We start from the raw sequence: 23,964 nt of genomic DNA, 5'->3' as shown, positions 1-23,964 counted from the left end.
TTTTGATCCGGCCGCGGATCATCCAAAAACCGGATTCCACTTCTCGGTCCGATGCTCTCGCCGTGGAAGGCAAGCGACGTTTCCGCTTTTTCCTGTTTCTCGTTGTGCATCAAGCGGGTGGGGATGGTCGGCGCCGAGATGTCGCCGACAATGACCCGCCGCGAAAAATCCGGGCGGGTCGCCTGGTCGGCGAACTCGCGGTCTCGCGTTCAGGCGGCGCCGCGTGCCTCTTCCGGCTCGCGCAATACGTAGCCGCGTCCCCAGACCGTTTCGATGTAGTTCTTGCCCTCGGTCGCGGTCGCAAGCTTCTTGCGCAGCTTGCAGATGAAGACATCGATGATCTTCAGTTCGGGCTCGTCCATGCCGCCATAAAGGTGGTTGAGAAACATTTCCTTGGTGAGCGTCGTCCCCTTGCGCAGGGACAGCAGCTCCAGCATGGCGTATTCCTTGCCGGTCAGATGTACCCGCTGACCCGCCACCTCGACTGTCTTGGCATCGAGATTGACGGTGAGATCGCCGGTGTGGATGACCGATTGGGCATGGCCCTTCGACCGCCTGACGATCGCGTGGATCCGCGCCACCAGTTCGTCCTTGTGGAAGGGCTTGGTCATGTAGTCGTCGGCGCCGAAGCCGAGACCGCGGACCTTGTCCTCGATTCCCGCCATACCCGACAGGATCAGGATCGGTGTCTTCACCTTGGACAGGCGCAGCGTGCGCAGTACTTCGTAGCCGGACATGTCGGGAAGATTGAGATCGAGCAGGATCAGGTCGTAATCGTAGAGCTTTCCAAGATCGACCCCCTCCTCGCCCAAGTCGGTTGTATAGACGTTGAAGCTTTCCGATTTCAGCATGAGCTCGATGCTCTGTGCGACGGCGCTATCGTCTTCGATCAAAAGAACGCGCATCAGAAATTCCTCTCAGCCAGCCACGCCGAACTTGGATATTCGGTAAGCTCTCGTTGTCTAAATTCGGCCAAAAAATGGCAGGCAATGGTTAACAAATACTCTTGATCCTTCATGGATCCGACCGCAGTGCATCTGCGGATTGGTTCGAGGCAAGGTCTTTCCCGTGAACCCGTTCGCGCGCTTCCCGCGGGATACCGCGAAATGGGTCATTCCGGTTTACCCGGCCTTAAATCCTCACCCCTATGATTAACGGTGCGCGTAAACAGACGGTTAAGACGCATAGCTCCCGAGGCTTGCCTGAAACCCGTCAAACGCATTGTTCATGGGTGTTCCGTCAGGCGGAGCCGTCAGCTAGGGATTTGAGTATGAAGCGTGACAACCTGGTGCGACTGGCGCGTTTCAAGGTCGCGGAAAAGCGCCGCCAACTCGAGCAACTCGAACTGATGATGGGCGAATTCGCCCGCATGGCAGCTGAACTCGACAATCAGATCGTCAACGAGGAGAAGAAGGCCGGCATCAGTGACGTCCAACACTTCGCCTATCCCACCTTCGCCAAGGCGGCCCGAGCCCGTCGCGACAACTTGACCAATTCGGTCAAGGATCTGAAGGTCCAGACGAACGCCGCCCGGCTGGCGCTGGAGGAGGCCGAGGCCGAGCTGCTGCATTCGGAGAAGCTGGAGCAGCGCGACGGGAGCCGGGAGGAGTCAGAATCACGGCGCGAGGCCGTCGGCTAGAACATCTGACCATATCGCGGACACTGGCGTCCGCTCCGTTGCGCCTTGTCTCCTGCCGTTGCAGCCGTCGCATTGTTCGACGGTGGGAGCCGTTTTGGCATTGCGTGCGACCACCACGCCGTCCGTGCGCGTCCCGCCGCCCACACGATTTTCGCCGCATTACGCCTGGCGGACGCTCGCGCGAGCCGGGCAGACCGCCCCGTGGCACGTCTCGCGCCGCCGATGCGGCTTTGAAAACATATTCGATTGTGAGAATATACCGTCCCGGCCATCGTCCTGGCCGATCCGAAGCATGGAAGAAAGCCAATGATCAGCCGTCGGACCTTCAACCGGGCATTGCTGGCCGGGCTCGCGGCGCCGCTGGTGCCGGCCGTGGCGGGAAATGCCTTTGCCTCGGCAGAGGCCGGAGCGCTGACGACGGTCAGCGACGGCAATCTCGTCCTGCCGCTCAACTTCGTCCTGCCCGATATTCCGCAGGCCGAACTCGCGGCTTTGGAAGGGGCGCCCTTCGTCCAGTCCGGTGAATTGACGCCTCCGTGCAATCTGACCCTCGTTCGTCTGCCGAATCGCCTCGTCCTTTTCGACGCGGGTTCGGGGCCGAATTTCATGCCTTCAGCGGGCCTCCTGACCGAAAGTCTGGCAGCCGCGGACATCGATCCCGGTGCGATCACCGATGTCGTGTTCACCCATGCTCATCCCGATCATATCTGGGGCGTCGTCGACGATTTCGACGAAGTGGTCTTCCCGCAGGCGACCTTCCACATCTCCGGCACGGAATGGGACTTCTGGCGGGCCGAGGAAACGCTTGTCGCCGCGCCGGACGACCGCAAGGTATTCGTCGTCGGCGCTCGCAGCCGCTTCGAGGCGATCGAGGAGCGAACCGAGCGGTTCCAGGCCGGCACGGAGATCATCCCCGGAATCGAGGCGATGGGGACGCCCGGCCATACGCCCGGTCACACGGCCTTCGTGATTCACGCTCTCGACGAGCCGGCGATGGTCGTCGGCGATGCCATATCGAACGACCCGGTGTCCTTCGCCCGGCCCGACTGGCATTGGGGCGCGGATCAAGATCGCGAGCAGGGTGCGTCGACGCGCCGTATGTTGCTCGACCGGCTGGCCGCGGACAAGTTGCGGTTCGTCGGCTTCCACCTGCCCAATGGGGGGATCGGACGCGTCGAGGCGGACGGGGCAGCCTACCGGTTCGTTCCGGCAATCTGATTCACTTCGCCGGCCCGCGCTCGATGGGCATGAAAGCGTAGCGGATGGAACCTTCCAGGATGTAGGCGAGGCCCAACCGCGCGCCGATCGCGATCGAAATCAGCACGACCGGCGCCGAAATCGTCAGAAGCGAAGCCGCCGAAATGCCTTGTCCAATCGTGCAGCCGAGCGAGAATACTCCACCGACGCCCATCAGCGCGGCCCCCGCCAGATGCCGCGAGAGCTCACGCGCGTCGTCGCAGGCTTCCCAGCGCACGTCGCGACGTTGCACCGCGGCGGCCGCGGCGCCGACGACGACGCCGAGGACGAGGCCGACGCCGTAGTCCGGCAGGCTGCCCGTCACGGCGATAATCTGCAGGATGAGATCGCCCGGCGGCACCACGAAGGACGCGCTTTCGATCTGCACCGGATCAAAGGAACGGGCCGCGATCCAGGAGGTCGCCGCCCAGCCGAATGCGACGACCGTGCCGATCGCCACGCCGGCGATGATCTTACCGTGATCGTGGCGAAACGCGGATGATCTGAAAATCCAGTGACCCAGCAATGCGACCACCAGGCCCGTTACCGGCAGCGTCATGTCGCGGCCGGTGAGGGCGCTGGCGAGCGAGCCGAGCGACTGGTCGGGCGATCCCAGCGCGGACAGATCGTAGGCTTGGGAATCGACCAGGGCGACGCGACCGGCGGCGACAAGGCCTCGCTGCGCGGCAAGGGCCGAAAGTCCCAAAATGACGACCACGATGAGGCCGCGCAGCGAACCTCCGCCGAGCCTCACCAGGGCGCCGAAGCCACATGTGCCGACGAGTGCCATTCCGAAGCCGAAGGCGACGCCGCCGAGGATCGCGCCCGTCCAACCAAACGCCGGGGAAAGGTAGAAGCTCTGGCTGGGTTCGAACAAACCGGCGACCGCCAGGGCCTGGCTCAACACGATCGCAACCAGAATCGCCAAGCCCCACGCGCGCAACCCGTTGTCGTCGCCGGCGTACCAGCGCCGTTCCAAGGCCGACATCGTACAGAAATGATAGCGCCTCGCGACGTAGCCCATCGCCGTACCGGCGATCAATCCCGCCAGCGGCGGCGCGAAGCCGCTTTCAACGAGCATGTGCGTGCTCTCCCAATGCGCATCCGATGCGCTTCCGGTCAAAGGCTAAGGCTTACCACGCCCACCCGCAAGCGTCCCCTGTACACAGCGGTCCGGCGTTCACACCGGCGGCAAGCCTATCGTGTTTTCCCGCGGACACGGGCGCAAAACAGATCGTAAAGCGTTCCGATAAGCGGCATTACCTCGTCATCGGCGAGATTGTAGTAGATCGTGCGGCCTTCGCGGCGCGTCGTCACCAGCCGATCGAGCCGGAGCCGCGCCAATTGCTGCGACACCGCCGCCTGCGGCATCGACAAGATCGCCTCGATGTCCCCGACGGAGCGTTCGCCTTCGGCAAGCAGGCAAAGGATCATCAGGCGGGTTTCGTGCGACATCGCCTTCAGAAGGTCACTGGCCTTCTTGGCCTGCTCGAAGAAGGCGTCGGTCTCATCGTTCGACACCTTATTGTCGAAGCCCGGTACTGCCCAACTCGTTATCTCGACCAATTCCGTCGCCCGCCTCGGTTAGTGCATAGACGCAGCCATATCGTCATCGGGCAGCTTTGAAAGCATGTCGTTCAAGAGCCCCCAGAAGAACACATCTCCGGGATACCCCACCATGCGGTCAATCTCCACCCCGTTGTCGAGAAGAATAAAGGTCGGGGTCAAACGCTCCGATCGAATGTCCTTCAAATCGTCCGGCCAATCCTCGGTAATGTCGACGCGGCGAAGCGGCGCGCGTTGACCTTCCGGCGTCTTGGCGTAAGCCGGCGCGATCTCCTCGTTGAAGCGCTTGCACCAGACGCATCCTGGTTGCTCCAGCATCAAGAGCGTGGCGGCCTGACCGCTGATCGTCGCCAAGCCGAGCAGGGCGAAAACAATTCCGGCGACAAGCGGCAGCCGTCGTAGCCATAGGCGGAAACGGACATTTACAACAGATGTAAACATATGCATCCTTCTATAAATGAATAAGGTTCCAATATGGCGCAGACGATCGCCTTCGGATACCCGAACATAAGATCGTCCTTGGAAACGGCCAAATGCTCGATGTCGGATTCAGCGCGGCCCTTCTGGCGGGGCTCCTGTCCTTTATCTCGCCCTGCGTGCTGCCGATCGTTCCTCCTTATCTTGCGTATCTGGCGGGTCTCAGCTTCGATCAGGTGCGCGAGCGCGGCGCCGAGCCGGCGGTGGCGCGCCAGATCATGCTGGCATCGACAGCCTTCGTCGCCGGCTTCACGACCGTCTTCGTCGCACTTGGAGCGACCGCCAGCATCATCGGTCAGGCCGTCGCGCAATGGTTCGATCTCCTGTCCGTCATCGCGGGGGTCATCATCATCGTGATGGGACTGCATTTCCTCGGCGTGTTCCGGCTGGGATTGTTGTATCGCGAGGCGAGGGTCCAGGTCGCCAGGAAGCCGGCCGGGCCGATCGGGGCCTATGTCATGGGCCTTGCCTTCGCGTTCGGTTGGACGCCCTGCGTCGGCCCTGTGCTCGCCGCGATCCTGTTCGTCGCCGGTTCCCAGGACACCGCGCTACGCGGCGCCGGGCTGCTTGCGACCTATTCGATCGGGATCGGGGTGCCGTTTCTGATCGCCGCGGCGTTCGCGACGCGGTTTCTCGATTTCGCCGCGCGTATGCGCCCTCATATGGCCAAGGTCGAAAAGGCGATGGGAGGCCTGCTGGTGTTCACGGGAATCCTGTTCGCGACGGGCCAGATGTCGACGATATCCTATTGGCTCTTGGAAACCTTTCCGGGCTTTGCGACGATCGGTTGATCGACGGCCCCGCTCAAACAGGAGGATGGCATGTTCAGGCAATTGCTTATCATCGGCGCCTTCGCCGGTTTTCTCGCCGGCGGCGCGAATGCGGTGGAGATCGGTGACGACGGGCTCCACAAGCAGGACTGGTTCTCTCTCACCTTCAAGGACGTCGCCGACGACATCCAGGCCGCCAAGGAAGAGGGCAAGCGCCTCGTGCTGGTGTTCGAGCAGCGCGGCTGCATCTATTGCAAGAAGATGCACGAGGAACTGCTGGTCGATCCGGAGATCCGCGACTACATCAAGACGAATTTCAAGGTCGTCCAGTACAACCTGTTCGGCGACGAGGAGGTGACCGACCTCGATGGCGAAACGCTGACGGAAAAGACCGCCGGCCGCCGCTGGGCTGTCGTGTTCACGCCAACTATTCTCTTCATGCCGGAGGAAGTGCCAGAAGCGGGGACGGCCGGCGAGGCCGCGGTGGCAACAATGCCGGGCCTGTTCGGCAAGCAGACCTTTCTCAACATGTTCGAGTGGGTCAGGACCAAGGGCTACGATGGCGATGAGCACTTTCAAAAGTATCATGCCCGCAGGCTCGAAGAGAAAGGACTCATCGATGCTCAACCGGCCAATTGATTGCTGCAGCGCAACAAATCCGGGTGAGCAATCGCAAAAATATGCAAAAAAAACAATTCTTGCATTCTAACAACGGGATCGCCTAAGCTGATCGCCAGAATCGCAGCAGATCGGCCGGAAAGGCCGGCAATCGGAGGAAGCCTTGTTCATGACGCGTTCTCTCGCGCTAAGTCTCGCCTTGATCGTAACGGCCGCACCGCTGGCCAATGCCGCCGAGACGGCGCCCACCGACGTGACCTACACCGATATGGCGGTCACCGAATCCTTGACCGGGCAGCCTGGCGACCCGGAGAAGGGACGCGAGGTTTTCGCGGATCGCAGTCTGGGCAATTGCCTTGCCTGTCACGCTAACAAGGATCTTTCGGGGCAGCTTTTCCACGGAACCGTGGGGCCGCCGATGGATGGCGTGGCGTCGCGCTGGGAGCCAGGGCAGATTCGGGCGATCGTCGCCAACGCCAAGCAGGTGTTCGGCGAGCAAACCGTCATGCCGGGCTTCTACACGCTCGATGTCGGCGTGGACGTCGCGGAGAAATTCAAGGGCAAGACGATCCTGACGGCGCAAGAGGTCGAGGACGTCGTTGCCTATCTGGGTACGCTGAACGGCGAATAGCGAAAGGTTGAAAAGATGAATGTTACGAGACGACACATGTTCGCGCTGTCCGCTGGCGCGGCGGCGGCCGGTTTGGTTGCGTTCGCCCCCGGGCGGGCATTCGCCACTCCGGAGGAAACCGCCAAGGCGGTGTCAGATCTGACCGGTGGGAGCGAGCCGCAGACCGGTAGGATTTCGCTCACCGCGCCGGAGATCGCCGAGAACGGCAACACCGTGCCGATCTCGGTCGAGGTCGAGAGCCCGATGACGGAGGGCGAGTATGTGGAGTCCGTCACGATCTTCGCCGACGGCAATCCCAACCCGGAAGTGGCGACCTTCCGCTTCACGCCGATGAGTGGCACGGCCGTGGCGACGACGCGCATTCGGCTCGCCAAGACGCAAAACGTCATCGCGGTCGCGAAGCTGAGCGACGGCTCGACCTACTCCGATCGCAAGGAAGTCAAGGTGACGATCGGCGGTTGCGGCGGCTGATCGCCCCATCGGACGAGGTCGCCGAATCAGAAATCGAACGAGGCACGGCCGGGCTTAGACCCAGAGAGCCGCTAGCGTCGGAGGAGAGAAAAAATGGCATCAAAGCCCCGAGTGAAGGTCCCGAAAAGCGCTGAGGCCGGCGAGGTTGTGACGATCAAGACGCTGATCAGTCATGATATGGAGTCCGGTCAGCGCAAGGACAAAGAAGGCAATGTGATCCCGCGCCAGATCATCAACACGTTCACCGCCGAGTTCAATGGAACAAAGGTCTTCGAGACCAATCTGGAGCCCGCGGTTTCGGCCAACCCGTATTTCGAGTTCACCTCCAAGGTGCCGGAGAGCGGAACGTTCAAGTTCACCTGGGTCGACGACAATGGTGAGACCTACACGGACGAGCAGAAGATCGAGGTCAAATAAGGACCTGGCCGGTTTTTTGAAACCGGCCGGCCGCCCATCGATCACTGTAATCGGGAGGAGAATTGCGTGAAAAAAACTGCCATCGCACTGATGAGTGTCGTGTCTTTCGGTAGCCTCGCGCTGGTCTCGGGCGCCGTCGCCGAGCCGGTCGAGGAAACTCTTACGATCGACGGCGAGGAGATGATCACGGTCGCGCCAGCGCCGACCGAGCCGCCGGGACATCCGTTTGACGAAGTGAAATCCGGCTGGCTCTATCGCGAGGCGGAGACGCGGCAGGTGGAGTCGGACAGTTTCGAGAATCCCGGCATGCTCAACGTGCAGCGTGGCGAAGAAATCTGGAACACCGTCGAGGGGGAGGCGGGAAAATCCTGCGCCTCGTGTCACGATGACGCGGCGGAGACGATGAAGGGCGTCGGGGCGAATTATCCCAAGTGGAATGAGAAAGAGCAAAAGCCGTTCAATGTCGAGTTGCAGATCAATGCCTGCCGGACCGAGCGCATGGAGGCCGAGCCCTACAAGTTCGACGTTCAGGACCAGAAGGATCTGACCGCCTACATCAAGCATCAGTCGCTTGGCGAGCCCGTGAAAATCGATCTCGCCGAGGGCGAGATGATGGATTGGTGGGAGAAGGGCAAGGACCGCTATTATCTGCGGACCGGCCAGCTCAATCTGGCATGCGCGTCCTGTCACGAGGCCAATAGCGGCCAGTATATCCGTGCCGACCATCTCAGCCAGGGGCAGACGAACGGCTTCCCGACCTACCGGCTGAAGCAGGGGAACCTGGTTTCGATCCAGAACCGGTTCCGTGGCTGTATCCGCGATACGCGTGCCGAATATCCGGCGGCCTTTTCCGACGAGCTGATGGCTCTGGAAGTCTACACCGCTTGGCGCGGTAGCGGCTTGTCGGTCGAAACGCCCGCAGTGCGGCAGTAAAACAATCAGCGAGGGCGTTCACGGGCGCCCTCGCGTCTTCTTTTCCAAAACGAGTTGACGAATCCGGATCGCCAATGCGGTCCGGATCGAGGGCAAGCTATGTTTTCAAGACGCGAGTTTTTGACGGCGACGGTGGCCTTGGCGGCGTTGACCGGCTCAGGATTGTCCGGTCGCTGGTCCCGTGCCGCCGCGCAGCAGCTGATGAGCGAGGACGACCTGCTGGGTGCGCCCGATTTCGGCAATCTGACGATCCTTCACATCACCGATATTCATGCGCAGTTGAAGCCGGTGTTCTTCCGCGAGCCAGCGGTCAACATCGGTGTCGGTGAGGCCGTGGGGCAGCCGCCGCATGTCTCCGGCGCGGATTTCCTCAAGCTCTACAACATCGAGCCGGGCACGCCCGATGCCTATGCGCTGACGTCGGAAGATTTCGCGGCGCTGGCCGGGCGCTACGGCAAGATGGGCGGCCTCGATCGCACCGCGACGATCGTCAAGCGCGCACGCGCCGAGCGCGGCGAGGACAATGTCCTGCTGCTTGACGGCGGCGATACCTGGCAGGGCAGCTATACGGCGAACAAGACCTCCGGCGCCGACATGATCACTGCCATGAACGCGCTGAAGCCTGACGCGATGACCGGCCATTGGGAATTCACCTATGGCACCGAGCGGGTGAACGACGCCATCGAGGCGTTGCCGTTCTCCTTCCTCGGCTCGAATATTTTCGACAATGAATGGGACGAGCCCGCCTTCGAGGCTTGGAAGATGTTCGAGCGGGGCGGGTCGAAGATCGCCGTCATCGGACAGGCTTTCCCCTATACGCCAATCGCCAATCCGTCCTGGCTGATTCCCGGCTGGTCCTTCGGCATCCGCGACGAGGAGATCGTCAAGCACGTCGCCGCGGCGAGGGCGGCCGGCGCCGATCTGGTCGTGCTGTTGTCGCATAACGGCTTCGACGTCGACCGCAAGCTGGCCTCGCGGGTCGAGGGTATCGACATCATCCTGACGGGCCATACCCATGACGCGCTGCCGGAGCCCTTCATGGTCGGCAAGACCATGCTGATCGCCTCGGGCTCGAACGGCAAGTTCCTCAGCCGCCTGGATCTCGACATTTCGGATGGGCGCTTGAAGGATTTCCGCTACCGCCTGATCCCGGTCTTTTCCGATGTGATCACGCCGGATCTCGAGATGGCCTCGATCATCGATTCGGTGCGGGAGCCCTACGAGGCGGAACTGAAGCGCGTCGTCGGCAGGACCGAGAGCCTGCTCTACCGCCGCGGCAATTTCAACGGCACATGGGATGATCTGATCTGCGAGGCGCTGCTCGAAGAGCGGGATGCGGAAATCGCCCTGTCGCCGGGCTTCCGGTGGGGCACCTCCCTCCCGGCTGGAAGCGACATCACCATGGAAGACGTCCACAACGTCTGCGCCATGACCTATCCCGCCGTCTACCGGAGCAATATGACCGGCGAGACGCTGAAGGCCATCCTGGAGGATGTCGCCGATAATCTCTTCAACAGCGATCCGTATTACCAGCAGGGCGGCGACATGGTTCGCGTCGGCGGTATGGGATTTGGAATCGACCCGACCAAGGAGATCGGCTCGCGCATTTCGGACATGACGATCCTCAAGACCGACACGCCGATAGAGGCAAGCCGGGAGTATGTCGTCGCCGGATGGGCGTCGGTCAACGAGGGGACCGAAGGTCCGCCGATTTGGGATGTCGTCGAAGGCTATCTGACGAAGAACCCCACGGTTTCGCTTGAACCGAACCGAAGCGTTCAACTGAAAGGTTGAACGCGCTTCTCGACAGGCAAGGTCTGTGCTGATATATTTCATTTATTGAATATATCGATATTCGGAGGAAAATCATGATCGACGGTCCCGAAAGGGCGGGAGACGGGGCCTCCCGTCGGAGCTTTCTAAAGCGCAGCCTGGCGCTCGGCGGCGCCGCGGCGCTGGCTGGAATCGGCGGCCGCCGTGCCTCTGCCGCGGAGGGTGGCGACCCCGCGATTACCGAGGTGCAGGACTGGAACCGGTATCTCGGCGATGGCGTCGACGCGCGGCCTTACGGCCTGCCTTCGCCGTACGAATCCGAGGTCGTGCGGCGCGACGTCCCGTGGCTGACGGCGGACGCGACGAGTTCGGTGAATTTCACGCCGCTGCATGAGCTCGACGGGATCATCACGCCGAATGGCCTCTGCTTCGAGCGTCATCATGCCGGCATTGCCGAGATCGCGCCCCAAGAGCACCGGTTGATGATCAACGGGCTGGTCGATCGCCCGCTGGTCTTCACGATGGACGATCTGAAGCGTTTTCCGCGTGAAAACCGGATCTACTTCCTCGAATGCGCCGCCAATACCGGCATGGAATGGCGCGGCTCGCAGCTGAATGGCTGCCAGTTCACCCACGGCATGGTGCATTGCGTCATGTATACGGGAACGCCGCTCCGCTACCTCCTGGAAGAGGCGGGCCTCAAGAGCGCCGGCAAGTGGCTGCTCGCGGAAGGCGCGGATGCTTCGGCGATGACCCGCTCGATCCCGATGGAAAAAGCGCTCGACGACTGTCTCGTCGCCTGGAAGATGAACGGCGAGGCGTTGCGTCCCGAGCAGGGCTATCCGGTTCGTCTCGTGGTCCCCGGCTGGGAAGGCAATATGTGGGTCAAGTGGCTGCGTCGGCTGGAAGTCGGCGACCAGCCCTGGCAGCAGCGCGAGGAAACGTCGAAATACACCGATCTTCTCGCCAATGGCGAAGCGCGACGCTTTACCTGGGCGATGGACGTGAAGTCGGTGATCACCAACCCCAGCCCGCAGGCGCCGATCACGCATGGCCGGGGCCGTACGGTGGCGACCGGTCTTGCCTGGTCGGGCAATGGTCGGATCAAGCGGGTCGACGTATCGCTCGACGGTGGCCGCAACTGGATCGAGGCGCGGATCGACGGGCCAAGCCTGCCGATGGCCGTGCATCGGTTCTATCTCGATTTCGACTGGGACGGATCGGAACTTTTCCTGCAGTCGCGGGCGATCGACGAGAAGGGCTTCGTACAGCCGACCAAGGACGAACTGCGCGCCGCGCGCGGTGAAAACTCGATCTATCACAATAACGGCATCCAGACCTGGTGGCTGCAAAAAGACGGAGCGCTCGAAAATGTCGAAGTTTCCTAAGGGCCTGCTCCTGGCCGGTGCGATCGTCGGCACATTGACGGCCCCGGCTCTGGCGACCGGGGATGCCGACGCCGGCAAGAAGGTCTTCAACAAGTGCCGCGCCTGTCATGCGGTCGGGGAGGGCGCGGCGAACAAGATCGGTCCGCACCTGAACGAGCTTTTCGGGCGGGCTGCCGGCGGTCTTTCCGATTACAAGTATTCCGCGGCCTTGACGACGGCCGGAGAAAACGGCGTCGTCTGGGATGAAGCGACCCTGTCGGAATTCCTCGCGGATCCGAAGGGCTTTGCGAGCGGCACCAAGATGGGTTTCGCCGGCCTCAAGAAGGAAGACGACCGCGACAACGTGATCGCCTATCTCGCGACGTTCTCAAGCGAGACCGCGGCGGCAGCCGGGGAAGCCGGGAGCGGTGAAGCGGTCGCAGAAGGGGAGGCAGAGGCAGAGGCCGAGACGTCCGCGCCCGAGCAAGCCGCATCGCAGGAGACCCCCCAGGGCGAAGCGGATGGTGCCGCGGTGGCGGCCCCTGCCCACGCCGCGCCGTCCGGCGGACCGCTCAGCCTCGGCCGGCCGGCGACCGAAGCGGAGGTCGCAGCTTGGGATATCGACATCAGGCCCGATGGAAAGGGCCTGCCCGTCGGTCGCGGCACGGTCGCCGAGGGCGAGCCGATCTTCGCGGAACAATGCGCCTCATGCCACGGCGACTTCGGCGAGGGCCGCGGCCGCTGGCCGGTTCTGGCTGGTGGCTTCGATACGCTGACCCGGCAACGGCCGGAAAAGACTGTCGGATCCTACTGGCCATATCTTTCCACCGTCTATGACTATGTCCGCCGGGCGATGCCGTTCGGCAACGCGCGTTCGCTCAGCGACGACGAGGTCTATGCGCTGACCGCCTACGTGCTCTACCTCAACGACATCGTGACGGACGAGGAATTCGAGCTGTCGAACGAGAATTTTACCACGATCGAAATGCCGAATGTGGATGGGTTCATCCCCGACACTCGCGAGGCGGAAGCGCACTATCAGGCGAGCGATCCTTGCGTTACCGACTGCAAGCCGGAGCCGGCGGAAGTGACGATGCGGGCCCAGGTCCTCGACGTTACGCCCGACTCGGCCGACGGGGAGGGCGAGGGGCCAGCCGGCGGCAACGTCGACTGATCGCTACCCGGGGGCCGCGCGGTTGAATGCCGTGATATGGCCGTTGTCCTTGTAAGTTGAGTGGCGCGCATTGCCGCCGCGAGATATCCTTCGGCTGAAACCGATCAGCCGGAGGATATTTTTATGCGCCGTTGTCGCTCGCTCTGCTCCGCTAAGGCGACGTCCGTCGCGAAGTTCGTCACAATCGCTATCTGGTTCGCCCTGCTGCCTGTCCTGGCCGCTGGAGGGGCGAGCGGCGCAGCGGCGCAGCAAACGCAGGACGATTCCGGTTTCGTGACGCAGAGACTAGCGCTGCAGGTGTCCGTCGACGACGAGGCCGTGATGCGGTCGGCGCTCGACATCGCCGCGAATGTCTCTCGCTTCTATACGGCCCAGGCGGACGAGGTCGATATTCGTATCGTCGTTTTCGGAGATGGCATGCCGATGCTGCGTCCTGAACTGTCCCCGGTCATGGATCGTCTGAAGGCCTTCGACCAGAGCATGCCCAATGTCAGCTTCGCCGCCTGCGGCAACACGCTCGACTCGCTGGAGCGGGCGGAAGGCGCACGGCCAGAGATTGTCGAATACGCGGATGTGGTGGAGGCCGGGGTCGCGGAACTCATGCGCCTCGACCAGGCAGGCTATACGATCGTCAAGCCGTAGGCGGACCTGGGACAGGGGCGCGGCCGGAGCCGGACGGGCCGCGGCGCTGTCAAACCCGTCCGGTTCTTCACCACCGAAGAACGCGATGGCCCGCGACACCGCCAGCCGCAACGAGGATCAACGAAGCGAGAGAGTACCAGACCGCCACGAACAACGGCGAGTCGTTGGGGCACTGGGCGGCATAGAAGAAGGCGGCCATCGCCGCAGCGGCGAGCCCCGCCATCCCGCCGGCCAGAGCCGGGCGCGTCGGTGCCTGGCGGCGCAGCGCCCAGAGGAACATGATCAGCAGCGGCGCTCCGAGGGAAACGATCGCGATCACGCACATCACATAATTGGTGCCGATCAGGTTGGCCGCCCAGAGATTCGGTGGAATGACATATAATTCCGCCGCCACGGCGAACACGAGAAGACCCGCCGGCAGAACCAGCCAGTCGAGCGCCCGCCTTTTCGCGGCGCCCGGACGCGCCAGGGCGCGCATGGCAAGAAAGGCCGTTATGGCCACGGTGCCACTGACGACGACCTTTGCGACGAAGCGGGTGGTTTCGACGGCATAGCCGATGTCCGGCCGCAATCCGATGAAGGCGAAGAATGAAATCCCGGTCGTGACGGCCGCCAGGATCGCGATCAACAACCATGACGGGCCTTGGTCGCGCGCTTCGCCTTCCCGGTCGGAGACAAGCGTTTCGATAAGCGTTTGCGTATCCATGATCAGGCCTGTCTAAACTTCGCGGCGATCGATGCCAGGCCGCGATGGAATGCCACCCGAACCGCGCCCTCGGTCACCCCCAGCCGTTTCGCTGTTTCGCCGACCGAGCGGCCCTCCAGCGACAGGGCGGAGACGACCACTCTTTGGCGGCCGCCGAGCAGCCGCAAAGCCTTGGTGACGTCAAGCCTGTTCGCGGTGGGGGCGTTCGCCGGATCCGCAAGCTTGTCGGTGAAGTCGGCGATGTCGAGATTTACCCTGCGGCCATGTCGCCGATATGCGTCGATCGCCTTGTAGCGGGCGATCGCGAACAGCCACGGCGCGACCGGTTCGCCTTCTCGCCAGGTGTGGCGCTTGACATGAACGGCCATCAAGATCTCCTGCACGAGGTCCTCCGGATCGTAACCGCTGGCACCCGCCGGCGCCCGCCGTCTGGCGAATCCTCGCAGGATATTCGCGGCCTCGTGGAGAAATTGACGATACGCATCTTCATCCCCCGCGTTCGCGGAGATCAAGAGCGTGTCCAGTCGTCCAAAATCGGCTGGCGGGACTGGCATCATGTTGGTCCTTCGCGTGCGACGGTGATGACGTTTCGCAGCATTGCAAAGTTTTCGTCCGCCCGCTCTCAAGCCTGTTCACATCATGGTGACAGCCCAGGACACGTAACATTCGACGACACGGGCGCGAAAAGCGGGAGGCGAGGCGAGAGCATCGGACCAGAAAGCGGACACCGGTTTTTGGATTAATCCGATGCTCAATCAAAATGGTAGAGCGTCGCTCGCGCGTCTCGGTGGAGGCGCGGCGCTCGAATGATCGCCTCGTTCGCTCAAAGGTCTCGAAGGAGGACTCCATGGACCGTCGCTCATTCAATCTCGCACTGGCCGGCTCTCTGGCCGCCGCGCTCACCACCACGGCGCTCCCCGCCGGAGCGCAGGACAAGGAAACCGTCAAGTGCTACGGCGTGGCGTTGGCCGGCCAGAACGACTGCAAGGCGGGAGCTGGCACGACCTGTGCCGGCACCGCCTCGCTCGACTATCAGGGCAACGCCTGGAAAGCCGTCCCGGCGGGTACCTGCGAGACGATGGAACTGCCCGGCAACCGCAAAGGCTCCACCGAGCCGCTCACGCGCGATCTTCCGGCCTAAGCCGTTCCATCGTGGGAAGGTCGGGCACGGTGCCGGACCTTCCCACGAAGCGTCGTTCCGCAGGGAGGCTGGGATGGTCGTCGAACGCGACGGTGAGGTGAGCAGACATTCGAATGGCGCGGGGCTGCCGGCGGCGACCGGTCTCGGCCTGAAGCCGGAGCACTATCGCGACATTCTGGATACCGCGCCAGCTGTCGGCTTCTTCGAAGTGCATGCCGAAAACTACATGGGCGAGGGCGGCCCGCCGCACCGCTATCTTGAAGCGATCCGCGCGCGCTATCCCTTGTCGCTGCACGGCGTTGGCCTGTCGATCGGCGGAGAGGATCCGCTCGACCGCGCACATCTCGCGCGGCTGCGGCGCCTGATCGATCGCTATCGGCCGGAGAGCTTTTCCGAGCATCTGGCATGGTCGACCCATGAGAGCGCCTATCTGAACGACCTTTTGCCGCTTCCCTACACGGAAACCACGCTTGACCGGGTGTCGGCGCATGTCGACGAAACCCAGCAGACGCTCGGGCTAAGGATGTTACTCGAAAACCCGTCGACCTATCTCCTCTTCGAGCAATCGACGATCGACGAGATCGACTTTCTCGCTGCCGTGTCCGACCGCACCGGTTGCGGGCTGCTGCTCGACGTCAACAACGTCATGGTTTCGGCGGTCAATCACGGTCTCGATCCGGTCGCCTATATCGACCGGTTTCCCGTCGACCGGGTGGGCGAGATTCATCTCGCGGGCTATGAGGAGACCGTCGACGAAGCCGGCGAGCGCGTGCTGATCGACGCCCATGGATCGCCGGTCCTGCCGGATGTCTTCGACCTTTACCGTCATACGCTGAAGCGGACCGGACCGGTCGCGACACTGGTCGAATGGGATAATGACGTGCCAGCTTTCAAACGGCTGCTCGACGAGGCTGACCGGGTCGAGACGGCGATGGCGCTGGAGCGTCAGCGTCGCTGCCGAGCGCTTTCGCGGTCGGCGGCATGAGCGGCCGGACCGCGCCTGAGGCGCCGTCGCTGGCTGCGGCGGACTTCGTCGCCGCGTTGACCACTAGGCAGGCGCCACTCGTGCCAAAAGGCCTGACGACGCGGCGGGGCGCGCCCGATGCCAGCCGTTTCGCCATCTATCGCAACAATGTGCATGTCTCGCTGGTCGAGGCGCTCGGCAAGCGCTTCCCGGTCACCAGGCAACTCGTCGGCGACGAGTTCTTCCGGGGCATGGCGCGGGAATTCGTTCAGGCTGTGAAGCCGCGCTCGCCGGTTTTGCTGAGATACGGAACGGAATTTCCGGCATTCGTCGCCGCGTTCGCGCCGGCGGACACCGTTCCCTATCTCGGCGACGTGGCGCGGATCGAGGTCGCCGTATCCGAAGCGTATCACGCCGCCGAAGCGCCGGTGCTCGACATGGCGGCGCTGTCTGCGCTCGATCCCGAACGGCTCGGCGACATGGTCATCGACGCGCATCCGGCCGCGCGTTTCGTCCGGTCAGCCTTTCCCGTCGGGACGATCTGGTCGAACCACCAGATCGAGCCGGCGAAGCCAATCTGCGAATGGACCGGCGAGGACGTCCTGATCACGCGCCCAAAGGCCGAGATAGGCCTCACCGTGCCGCCACCAGCGGACGCAAGTTTTGTCGCCGCCCTGTTGTCGGGGCGACCCTTCACGCAAGCGGCTGAAGCCGCGATCGAGGCCGACCCCGCCTTCGATTTCGGCCGGGCGCTCGTGGCGCTCATCCATCTTGGCGCCGTCGTGACTGTCAGGGAAAGGAGGAAACCCCATGTCTGAGATGTTGCGCCGCGTCGAGGAGGGCCTCGCCGCCGTTCCGCCGTCGCTGCCGCTTCTGGCGCTGCGCCTCGCGCTGGCGGTGCCGTTCTTCCGATCCGGCCTGACGAAATGGGACGGGTTCTTGCAGCTGTCCGGGGGCGCCCGCTACCTGTTCAACGAGGAGTTCAAGCTGCACATCCTCGGTCGCGTCTACGATTTTCCTTTGCCGATCGTCAGTGCCCATCTTTCCGGTCTCGCCGAGATCGTCCTGCCGATTCTGCTGGTGCTGGGTCTCGGCACCCGTTTTGCTGCACTCGGGCTGCTGGTGATGACCGCGGTCATCCAGTTGACGATCCCGGATGGCTGGGCGAATTTTCATCTGCCCTGGGCGGCGATGTCTCTGGCGCTTGTCGTCTTCGGCGGCGGACGACTCGCCGTCGACGCATTACTGGCGACACGCTCCGATGCAAGCCGGTTCAGGCCGACTCCGACGGCCTGAACCTGCTTTGGTCTCTTCGCACTTTGCGGATGACGGCCGTCGCCCGAGCATGTTAGCAGGCAGCATGTCCATCCCGTCAGCCAGTATGGTCGCATGAGGGCGCTGCGCCGAGAGCGGAGCGGTTTTGCCGCGCTCGGGCTGTTGGTCCTGCTGATCCAGCTGCTCGTCGGCGGTATGGCGCAGGGCGTCATGGCGGCGCAAGGCGCTGGATCCGGGGCGATCATCTGTACGGAACAGGGGACGGCCGGACATTCCTCCAGTGGCGCTGCCGGCATGGTCGACTGTCCGTGCCTCGCGGCCGCCTGCTGCCACGCCGGAATCGCCGGCGACGCCCGGATCCCGCTCGCGGCGCATCCCGTTTTCCGTGACACCGCCTCCGTCGATCTGCCGGGCTCCCCCGTCGCGACGGATCGCAGGCCGCTGGCACTGTTCGCGCGCGCCGGACAAAGTCCTCCCACCATCTCCTGAAGCCGATCCGCACTTTGTCGCGCGTTGACTCGCGCTCACCTGATTTCAGGAGACTATCATGAATATCCCTATCGGCCGCGTGTTCGCGGCGGCGCTCGTTGCCTGCATTCCTTTGTCCAACGCCCATGCCGACGCTACGCCTGCGGATGCGCTGGCCACGGACGGTACCGCCGCCAAGGCGGTTTTCGCACCCAAACCGGAGCGGCAGGGAGCACTGCGTGTCGCGGATTCGCATGGCTCCGGCGAGGCCATGACGGATGGCATGAACGGCGACATGGACCATGGCGCGATGCAAGCGGGTGCCGGGACCGCCGAGCCCGCATCGCCCGCCAGGCAGGTGGCCGTCGGCGATCTGCTTCTGTCTGGCGGCTTTACCCGCGCGATGCTGCCCGGCGCCAAGGTCGCCGGCGGCTATCTGACGATCGTCAATTCGGGTACGGAGGTCGATCGGCTCGTCTCGGTGTCGTCACCCGCGGCGGGGCGGGTCGAACTCCACGAAATGGCGATGGAGGGCGAGGTGATGCGTATGCGCGCTCTGAAGGACGGTGTGACGATCCCCCCGGGAGAGGCGGTTTCGCTGCGGCCGGGAGGAAATCACCTGATGTTCTTCGATGTCGCCGAGCCGTTCGAGAAAGGCGCGAGTATCTCGGTGAACCTCACCTTCGAGCGCGCTGGTGCGGTCGAGGTCACCTTGCCGGTGCTGCGCCCCGACGCGACGCAAGCCGAACAGAAGTAGCGGCTCGGGACTGCCGGGCTTCGATCGTGACATCAGCACTGCCGGGGGCACAGGGGCTCCCGGCAGTGCGTGATACTGCCATGCGCGGAGCATCATCCGAGCCTCAAGGCGCGACAAGCAAAAAGCCGCCTGGATTTCTCCCGGCGGCTTGGCGTCTCTTGCGAGATTGTGCGGCCCTCGCTTCCCGACTCGCCAGTACATCCGTGGTCGGACGGGAAGCTGAAGACCTTAGGCGCATCGACCTGAGTGTCAGGGACGCGTTGCACCATCCCTAAATGGGTAGCCCTCGTAGCTTGCGCAAGGCTGACCATTCGCTCGGTCACCGATATCCCGACTTGCGACCGGTGGCCCCAGAATTTTCGTATGGTCGGTTGACCAAAGGCCTTGCGGCGGCGCACCACAGCGAACGAGCGTTCCCATGCCGGATCGAGAGCCGGCATCGACGAACCGTCGTTCAACCGGAGTGATTCCCCATGACCGTCCAGCCGAACTCGATCGAGGGCCGCGACATCGCGTTCCACCTGCACAGCTACACCAATGCCCGCAAGCACGAAGCGAACGGCCCGGTGGTGATCGACAAGGGCGAGGGGGTGTTCGTCACCGACACCGACGGCAACCGCTATATCGAGGCGATGGCCGGGCTGTGGAGCGTCGCCGTCGGCTTCGGCGAACAGCGCTTGGTCGACGCCGCGGCGAAGCAGATGGGCAAGCTGCCCTACTACCATACCTTTACGCACAAATCGCATGGGCCGGCGATCGAACTCGCCGAGAAGCTGGTCGCGATGGCGCCGGTACCGATGTCGAAGGCCTATTTCACCAATTCCGGCTCCGAAGCCAACGACACCATGATGAAGCTGGTGCGCTATCGCGCCAACGCGCTCGGCCAGCCGCGGAAGAAGAAGTTCGTCAGCCGGATGCGCGGCTATCACGGCGTCACGCTGGCCTCCGCCAGCCTGACCGGCCTCGTTAACAACCACCGCGATTTCGACCTCCCGATCGAGGGCGTGCTGCACACGACGTGCCCGCATTACTGGCGCGAGGGACGCGTCGGCGAGAGCGAAGAGGAGTTCGCCACACGCTGCGCCGAGGACCTTGAGGCGATGATCCAGACGGAGGGGCCGGAGACCATTGCCGCCTTCATCGGCGAGCCGGTGATGGGCGCGGGCGGCGTCGTGGTACCGCCGGCGACGTACTGGGAGAAGATCCAGGTCGTGCTCAAGAAGCACGACATCCTTTTGGTCGCCGACGAGGTGATCTGCGGGTTCGGGCGCACGGGGGAGATGTTCGGATCGCAGACCTACGGGATCGAGCCGGACATCATGACGCTGTCGAAGGCGCTGTCCTCGTCCTACCTGCCGATCTCGGCGCTGCTGATCAACGAAAAGGTCTATGAGCCGATCGCCGACCGGTCGGCCGAGATCGGCACGCTCGGTACCGGCTTTACGGCGTCGGGCCATCCGGTGGCGGCTGCGGTGGCTTTGGAAAACCTCAAGATCATCGAGGAGCGCGATCTTGTCGGCAACGCCCGCGAGATGGGGAATTACCTTCAGGCGGGCCTTAAGTCGCTCGAGGATCATCCGCTGGTCGGCGAGGCTCGGGGCGTCGGGCTGATCGGCGCGATCGAACTCGTCACCGACAAGGCAGCGAAGGTCGCGATGCAGCCGCCCGGCGCGATGGCGGCGCAAGCCTTCGCCATCCTGCAGAAGAACGGCGTCATCGCGCGGGCCATCGGCGACGCGCTGGCCTTCTGCCCGCCGCTGATCATCGAGGCGGCGCACATCGATACGATCGTCGAGACGACGCGGCGGTCATTGGACGAGTTGGCGAAGGGGATGTGAGGCAGGGCAGGGTAGACGCGCCTGATGGAAGCGCGCTTGCCAATGCTTCGATCATAATGCACGGTGCGATCGTGGGCATGAAAATAATACTGGCTGACGCTAGCGCAGTGGATCGGTGCGGCAATGGCCAGCAACATTTACACCAATTCAACGATATACCTTGCTGCGCTGCTGTCGGTGCCTCAACAGGTTAGGGAGGGAAATGGTGGAACCACTTGCAATTACAAATGATCAATTTGCCGAAGCTTTAGCCGAAGCTGCTGACATGGATAAGGAGGCGCTCAGGCAAGCCTCAGGTGCGGGCACACCAAGATCCTATTTCGTCCGTTATGGGAACAAAGTCTTGCCACTCAAGGCCGTTCTACGCTTGGCCTATATACGCGCCGGTGTTGATTGGGATGGACCCCATTCGCTGCGTGCCGCCAATGCTCTGCGGGCGCGGTTCGAAATTCTGCACATCGAGTTCAACGATGAAATTAAACGCCTTGAACGGCAGCAACGGCAGCGCGAGAGCATTGAGCGATGGACTAGGGAGGGGCAAGCCAAATTCCGAGTGGCTCTGCTGGAACTCTTCGGTGCCAGATGTCTCGTTAGCGGGTGCAACGCGCTGGAAGCGATAGACGCCGCTCATATTTCCGGTGTGGCTTCGCAAGGGAAGGATAATCTGTGCAATGGGCTGATCCTTCGCGCCGACCTCCACCGCCTCTTCGATGCCTACCTCATGTCGATTGATCCGGAGTCCGGCATAGTCAGGTTTGCTCAGGAATGCAGCGACAGCTATGGCACACTTGCCACGGTAAAGGTCACTCTGCCGGAAGGTGGTCCAGCGCTATGTGATTTTGCTCCACACTTCCGCCAGTTCGAAGCGGCGGGACGGATTTAACCTCCGTGAATACCCACAACCTGAAGGTCATAGCCTTGATCTCGTGCTCTCCACCCTTCTCCAACTCTCGATTTTAAAGAACAGAACCCTGCACTTCTTCATCCCTTCCCGCTTGCCCGCCATCACCCCTCGAACCACCTGAACTCGCCGAGCCGCAGCGCGAAGCCGGGGACGGCGAGCGGCTCCAGCGTCTCGTCCGTGGCAACGTCGCGGGTCGATGCATATCCATTGCCTTCGGGGGTCCGGAAGACGCGGGTCTCAAGCCGACGCCCGTCGATGACCCAGAGCTCCTTGACGCCGAACGATGCGTAGATTTCGGCCTTGCGCCGCGATCATAGCCGAGGCTCGACAGCCCGATCTCGATCGCCAGGAGGCATGTGCCGCCGTCGAGCCGTTCGAGCCCCGAGGCGCGATCGAATACGACGAAATCGGGCTCCAAAAACGTGTCCTCCGATAGTCGGAAGGTCGTTTCGGGATTGGTCGCGAACTGGCGCGGGAGGTTGCGGACCAACTCCTCCATCAGCCACATCTTGATCCGCTCGTGCGTCATGCCCTTGGGCGAAATGGGTACGATCTCTCCGCCTATCAGTTCGAACCGTTCTTCCTCAGGAATGACGCCGGTCTCGACGAAGGCTTCGATTTCGGCCACGGTAAACCGGCGGCGCGGCAGACCTTCGGCGGCGCGCGTCGTATTGAGCGGCACGGCGTCGTCTTCGATCGGGGGCGTGACGAGTTTGGACATGGCGCGACCTATCGCGATGGTCGATAGTCTGACAATCCTCGGAAAAGACGACGGTTTCAAGGGCGTAACGTCCCTCCGCGTCAACCGCGCCCGACGGTCGTTTGTTGACATAAGCATATCTTTATGTGATCTGCGGTCAAGAAACCGGGATCGATGACGCCATGACAGACACATTCGACCAACTCTTCGGACCGCTGACCGAGGGCCGGTCGCCGGCGGAAGCAGCGGACGCGCTGCGCAAGGCGGCGGGCGAACGCATTCTCGTGCTCGACGGTGCGATGGGCACCGAAATCCAGCTGCTCGGCCTCGGTGAGGATGATTTTCGCGGCCACCGCTTCGGCTCCTGCGAATGTCATTTGCAGGGTAATAATGACCTGCTCAACCTGTCGCAGCCCAAGGCGATCGAGGAGATCCATTATTCCTACGCCATCGCCGGCGCTGACATTCTGGAAACCAACACCTTCTCCTCGACCTCCATCGCCCAGGCCGATTATCAGATGGAGGCGGAGGTCTATGAGCTGAACCGCGACGGCGCGCGGCTCGCCCGCCGCGCCGCCATCCGCGCCGAACAGGCCGACGGCAAGCGCCGCTTCGTCGCCGGCGCTCTCGGGCCGACCAACCGCACGGCCTCGATGTCACCGGATGTGAACAACCCGGGCTATCGGGCTGTTTCCTTTGACGATCTACGTATCGCCTATGGCGAGCAGCTGCGCGGGCTGATCGACGGTGGCGCCGATCTGATCCTCATCGAGACGATTTTCGACACGCTGAACGCCAAGGCGGCGGTCTTTGCCTGCGAGGAAATCTTCGCGGAGAAGGGCGTCCGCCTGCCGCTGATGATCTCCGGCACGATCACGGATCTGTCGGGCCGCACGCTGTCGGGTCAGACGCCGACCGCCTTCTGGCATTCGCTGCGCCACGCCAAGCCCTTCACCATCGGGCTCAACTGCGCCCTCGGCGCGGCGGCGATGCGCGACCATCTGGCCGAAATTTCCGGCGTCGCCGACACCTTCGTCTGCGCCTATCCGAATGCCGGTCTGCCGAACGAGTTCGGCGAGTACGACCAAAGCCCGGAGGCGATGGCCAAGGAGGTCGCCGTCTTTGCCGAGGAGGGGCTGGTCAACGTCGTCGGCGGCTGCTGCGGCTCGACGCCGGATCATATCAAGGCGCTGGCGGAGGCGGTGGCCGGCTATCAGCCGCGCCAAGTGCCAAAGACCAAGCCGCTGATGCGCCTGTCCGGGCTGGAGCCGTTCACGCTGACGCCCGAGATTCCCTTCGTCAATGTCGGCGAGCGCACCAACGTTACGGGCTCGGCGAAATTCCGCAAGCTGATCACCGCCGGCGATTACGCCGCGGCGCTCGACGTCGCCCGCGACCAAGTGGCGAACGGCGCCCAGATCATCGACGTCAACATGGACGAGGGCCTGATCGACTCCAAGCAGGCGATGATCGAGTTCCTCAACCTCGTCGCCGCCG

28 protein-coding genes are annotated in these 23,964 nt (G+C 63.0%); 21 read left to right on the top strand and 7 right to left on the bottom strand.

Going from position 1 to position 23,964, the window contains the following annotated elements:
- Positions 1-209: 209 nt before the first annotated feature.
- Positions 210-905 carry a response regulator transcription factor CtrA gene (ctrA, locus tag MJ956_RS07120; protein WP_206454803.1) on the bottom strand — a complete coding sequence of 232 codons (696 nt, stop codon included), beginning with the start codon at positions 903-905 and terminating at the stop codon, positions 210-212.
- A 365-nt stretch (positions 906-1,270) separates the two neighbouring features.
- Between ctrA and MJ956_RS07115 the strand changes: the two genes are divergently transcribed.
- Together MJ956_RS07115 and MJ956_RS07110 are read left to right on the top strand one after the other, a co-directional pair.
- A complete protein-coding gene (locus MJ956_RS07115) occupies positions 1,271-1,639 on the top strand; it encodes a flagellar export protein FliJ (protein WP_253963786.1) in 369 nt (122 codons plus the stop codon).
- Between the two features lie 306 nt (positions 1,640-1,945).
- Complete coding sequence (locus MJ956_RS07110; protein ID WP_253963785.1) at positions 1,946-2,857, top strand: MBL fold metallo-hydrolase; 912 nt, start codon at positions 1,946-1,948, stop codon at positions 2,855-2,857.
- A gap of 1 nt (position 2,858) precedes the next feature.
- Here MJ956_RS07110 and MJ956_RS07105 read toward each other — a convergent pair whose 3' ends face one another.
- The 3 genes from MJ956_RS07105 to MJ956_RS07095 form a co-directional block, all read right to left on the bottom strand.
- A complete protein-coding gene (locus MJ956_RS07105; protein WP_253963784.1) occupies positions 2,859-3,956 on the bottom strand; it encodes a YeeE/YedE family protein in 1,098 nt (365 codons plus the stop codon).
- A gap of 116 nt (positions 3,957-4,072) precedes the next feature.
- The gene (locus MJ956_RS07100) at positions 4,073-4,396 is read right to left on the bottom strand and encodes an ArsR/SmtB family transcription factor (RefSeq protein WP_253963799.1); all 324 of its coding nucleotides are present in this window, start codon (positions 4,394-4,396) and stop codon (positions 4,073-4,075) included.
- A 63-nt stretch (positions 4,397-4,459) separates the two neighbouring features.
- Entirely contained in the window at positions 4,460-4,888 is a 429-nt protein-coding gene (locus MJ956_RS07095) for a thioredoxin domain-containing protein (protein WP_253963783.1), read from the bottom strand.
- A gap of 86 nt (positions 4,889-4,974) precedes the next feature.
- Between MJ956_RS07095 and MJ956_RS07090 the strand changes: the two genes are divergently transcribed.
- From MJ956_RS07090 to MJ956_RS07045, 10 genes are all read left to right on the top strand, one after another.
- A complete protein-coding gene (locus tag MJ956_RS07090; protein WP_253963782.1) occupies positions 4,975-5,709 on the top strand; it encodes a cytochrome c biogenesis CcdA family protein in 735 nt (244 codons plus the stop codon).
- Between the two features lie 30 nt (positions 5,710-5,739).
- Entirely contained in the window at positions 5,740-6,327 is a 588-nt protein-coding gene (locus MJ956_RS07085; RefSeq protein ID WP_253963781.1) for a thioredoxin family protein, read from the top strand.
- A gap of 148 nt (positions 6,328-6,475) precedes the next feature.
- On the top strand, positions 6,476-6,937 hold the full coding sequence (gene soxX / locus MJ956_RS07080; protein WP_253963780.1) for a sulfur oxidation c-type cytochrome SoxX: 462 nt from the start codon (positions 6,476-6,478) through the stop codon (positions 6,935-6,937).
- Between the two features lie 15 nt (positions 6,938-6,952).
- Positions 6,953-7,408, top strand: a complete 456-nt coding sequence (gene soxY, locus MJ956_RS07075) for a thiosulfate oxidation carrier protein SoxY (RefSeq protein WP_253963779.1) — start codon at positions 6,953-6,955, stop codon at positions 7,406-7,408.
- Positions 7,409-7,501: 93 nt separating this feature from the next.
- A complete protein-coding gene (soxZ, locus tag MJ956_RS07070) occupies positions 7,502-7,825 on the top strand; it encodes a thiosulfate oxidation carrier complex protein SoxZ (RefSeq protein WP_253963778.1) in 324 nt (107 codons plus the stop codon).
- Positions 7,826-7,915: 90 nt separating this feature from the next.
- Positions 7,916-8,758, top strand: a complete 843-nt coding sequence (gene soxA, locus MJ956_RS07065) for a sulfur oxidation c-type cytochrome SoxA (protein ID WP_253963798.1) — start codon at positions 7,916-7,918, stop codon at positions 8,756-8,758.
- Positions 8,759-8,857: 99 nt separating this feature from the next.
- Complete coding sequence (soxB, locus tag MJ956_RS07060) at positions 8,858-10,552, top strand: thiosulfohydrolase SoxB (protein ID WP_253963777.1); 1,695 nt, start codon at positions 8,858-8,860, stop codon at positions 10,550-10,552.
- Between the two features lie 74 nt (positions 10,553-10,626).
- Positions 10,627-11,919 (top strand): sulfite dehydrogenase, encoded by a 1,293-nt coding sequence (soxC, locus tag MJ956_RS07055; RefSeq protein ID WP_253963776.1) that lies wholly within the window; start codon positions 10,627-10,629, stop codon positions 11,917-11,919.
- Positions 11,903-13,072 carry a c-type cytochrome gene (locus tag MJ956_RS07050; RefSeq protein ID WP_253963775.1) on the top strand — a complete coding sequence of 390 codons (1,170 nt, stop codon included), beginning with the start codon at positions 11,903-11,905 and terminating at the stop codon, positions 13,070-13,072. The genes soxC and MJ956_RS07050 overlap by 17 nt, the downstream gene beginning before the upstream one ends.
- 60 nt (positions 13,073-13,132) lie before the next feature.
- On the top strand, positions 13,133-13,714 hold the full coding sequence (locus tag MJ956_RS07045; protein WP_253963774.1) for a DsrE family protein: 582 nt from the start codon (positions 13,133-13,135) through the stop codon (positions 13,712-13,714).
- A gap of 67 nt (positions 13,715-13,781) precedes the next feature.
- Here the strand turns inward: MJ956_RS07045 and MJ956_RS07040 are convergent, their stop codons facing one another.
- Complete coding sequence (locus tag MJ956_RS07040) at positions 13,782-14,420, bottom strand: NrsF family protein (protein ID WP_253963773.1); 639 nt, start codon at positions 14,418-14,420, stop codon at positions 13,782-13,784.
- A gap of 2 nt (positions 14,421-14,422) precedes the next feature.
- Entirely contained in the window at positions 14,423-14,974 is a 552-nt protein-coding gene (locus tag MJ956_RS07035) for a sigma-70 family RNA polymerase sigma factor (protein ID WP_253963772.1), read from the bottom strand.
- Positions 14,975-15,267: 293 nt separating this feature from the next.
- Between MJ956_RS07035 and MJ956_RS07030 the strand changes: the two genes are divergently transcribed.
- The 8 genes from MJ956_RS07030 (at position 15,268) to MJ956_RS06995 (ending at position 21,746) form a co-directional block, all read left to right on the top strand.
- On the top strand, positions 15,268-15,561 hold the full coding sequence (locus tag MJ956_RS07030) for a BufA1 family periplasmic bufferin-type metallophore (RefSeq protein WP_253963771.1): 294 nt from the start codon (positions 15,268-15,270) through the stop codon (positions 15,559-15,561).
- Positions 15,562-15,634: 73 nt separating this feature from the next.
- Positions 15,635-16,546, top strand: a complete 912-nt coding sequence (gene bufB / locus MJ956_RS07025) for an MNIO family bufferin maturase (RefSeq protein WP_253963770.1) — start codon at positions 15,635-15,637, stop codon at positions 16,544-16,546.
- Positions 16,543-17,343, top strand: coding sequence for an HvfC/BufC N-terminal domain-containing protein (locus tag MJ956_RS07020; protein WP_253963769.1), 801 nt, complete (start codon positions 16,543-16,545; stop codon positions 17,341-17,343). Before bufB ends, MJ956_RS07020 begins: the two co-directional genes overlap by 4 nt.
- Positions 17,336-17,821: a DoxX family protein gene (locus MJ956_RS07015; RefSeq protein ID WP_423724812.1), complete on the top strand. Its 486-nt coding sequence runs from the start codon at positions 17,336-17,338 to the stop codon at positions 17,819-17,821. The genes MJ956_RS07020 and MJ956_RS07015 overlap by 8 nt, the downstream gene beginning before the upstream one ends.
- Positions 17,822-17,914: 93 nt before the next feature.
- Positions 17,915-18,289, top strand: a complete 375-nt coding sequence (locus MJ956_RS07010) for a hypothetical protein (RefSeq protein ID WP_253963768.1) — start codon at positions 17,915-17,917, stop codon at positions 18,287-18,289.
- Positions 18,290-18,347: 58 nt separating this feature from the next.
- Positions 18,348-19,025 (top strand): copper chaperone PCu(A)C, encoded by a 678-nt coding sequence (locus MJ956_RS07005; protein WP_253963767.1) that lies wholly within the window; start codon positions 18,348-18,350, stop codon positions 19,023-19,025.
- Between the two features lie 473 nt (positions 19,026-19,498).
- Positions 19,499-20,863 (top strand): aspartate aminotransferase family protein, encoded by a 1,365-nt coding sequence (locus tag MJ956_RS07000; protein WP_253963766.1) that lies wholly within the window; start codon positions 19,499-19,501, stop codon positions 20,861-20,863.
- Between the two features lie 202 nt (positions 20,864-21,065).
- A complete protein-coding gene (locus MJ956_RS06995; RefSeq protein WP_253963765.1) occupies positions 21,066-21,746 on the top strand; it encodes an HNH endonuclease in 681 nt (226 codons plus the stop codon).
- A 73-nt stretch (positions 21,747-21,819) separates the two neighbouring features.
- Here the strand turns inward: MJ956_RS06995 and MJ956_RS06990 are convergent, their stop codons facing one another.
- Positions 21,820-22,488, bottom strand: coding sequence for a Uma2 family endonuclease (locus tag MJ956_RS06990; RefSeq protein WP_253963764.1), 669 nt, complete (start codon positions 22,486-22,488; stop codon positions 21,820-21,822).
- Between the two features lie 161 nt (positions 22,489-22,649).
- On the opposite strand from MJ956_RS06990, the gene MJ956_RS06985 reads away from it, so the two are divergent.
- A partial coding sequence (locus tag MJ956_RS06985; protein WP_253963763.1) for a homocysteine S-methyltransferase family protein occupies positions 22,650-23,964 on the top strand: 1,315 nt, incomplete at its 3' end.

The organism is Aurantimonas marianensis (genome assembly GCF_024195285.1).
GTDB classification, from domain to species: Bacteria; Pseudomonadota; Alphaproteobacteria; order Rhizobiales; family Rhizobiaceae; genus Aurantimonas; species Aurantimonas marianensis.
Note: the sequence above shows the minus strand (reverse complement) of the source record. Positions and strands in the feature narration are given on the sequence as shown.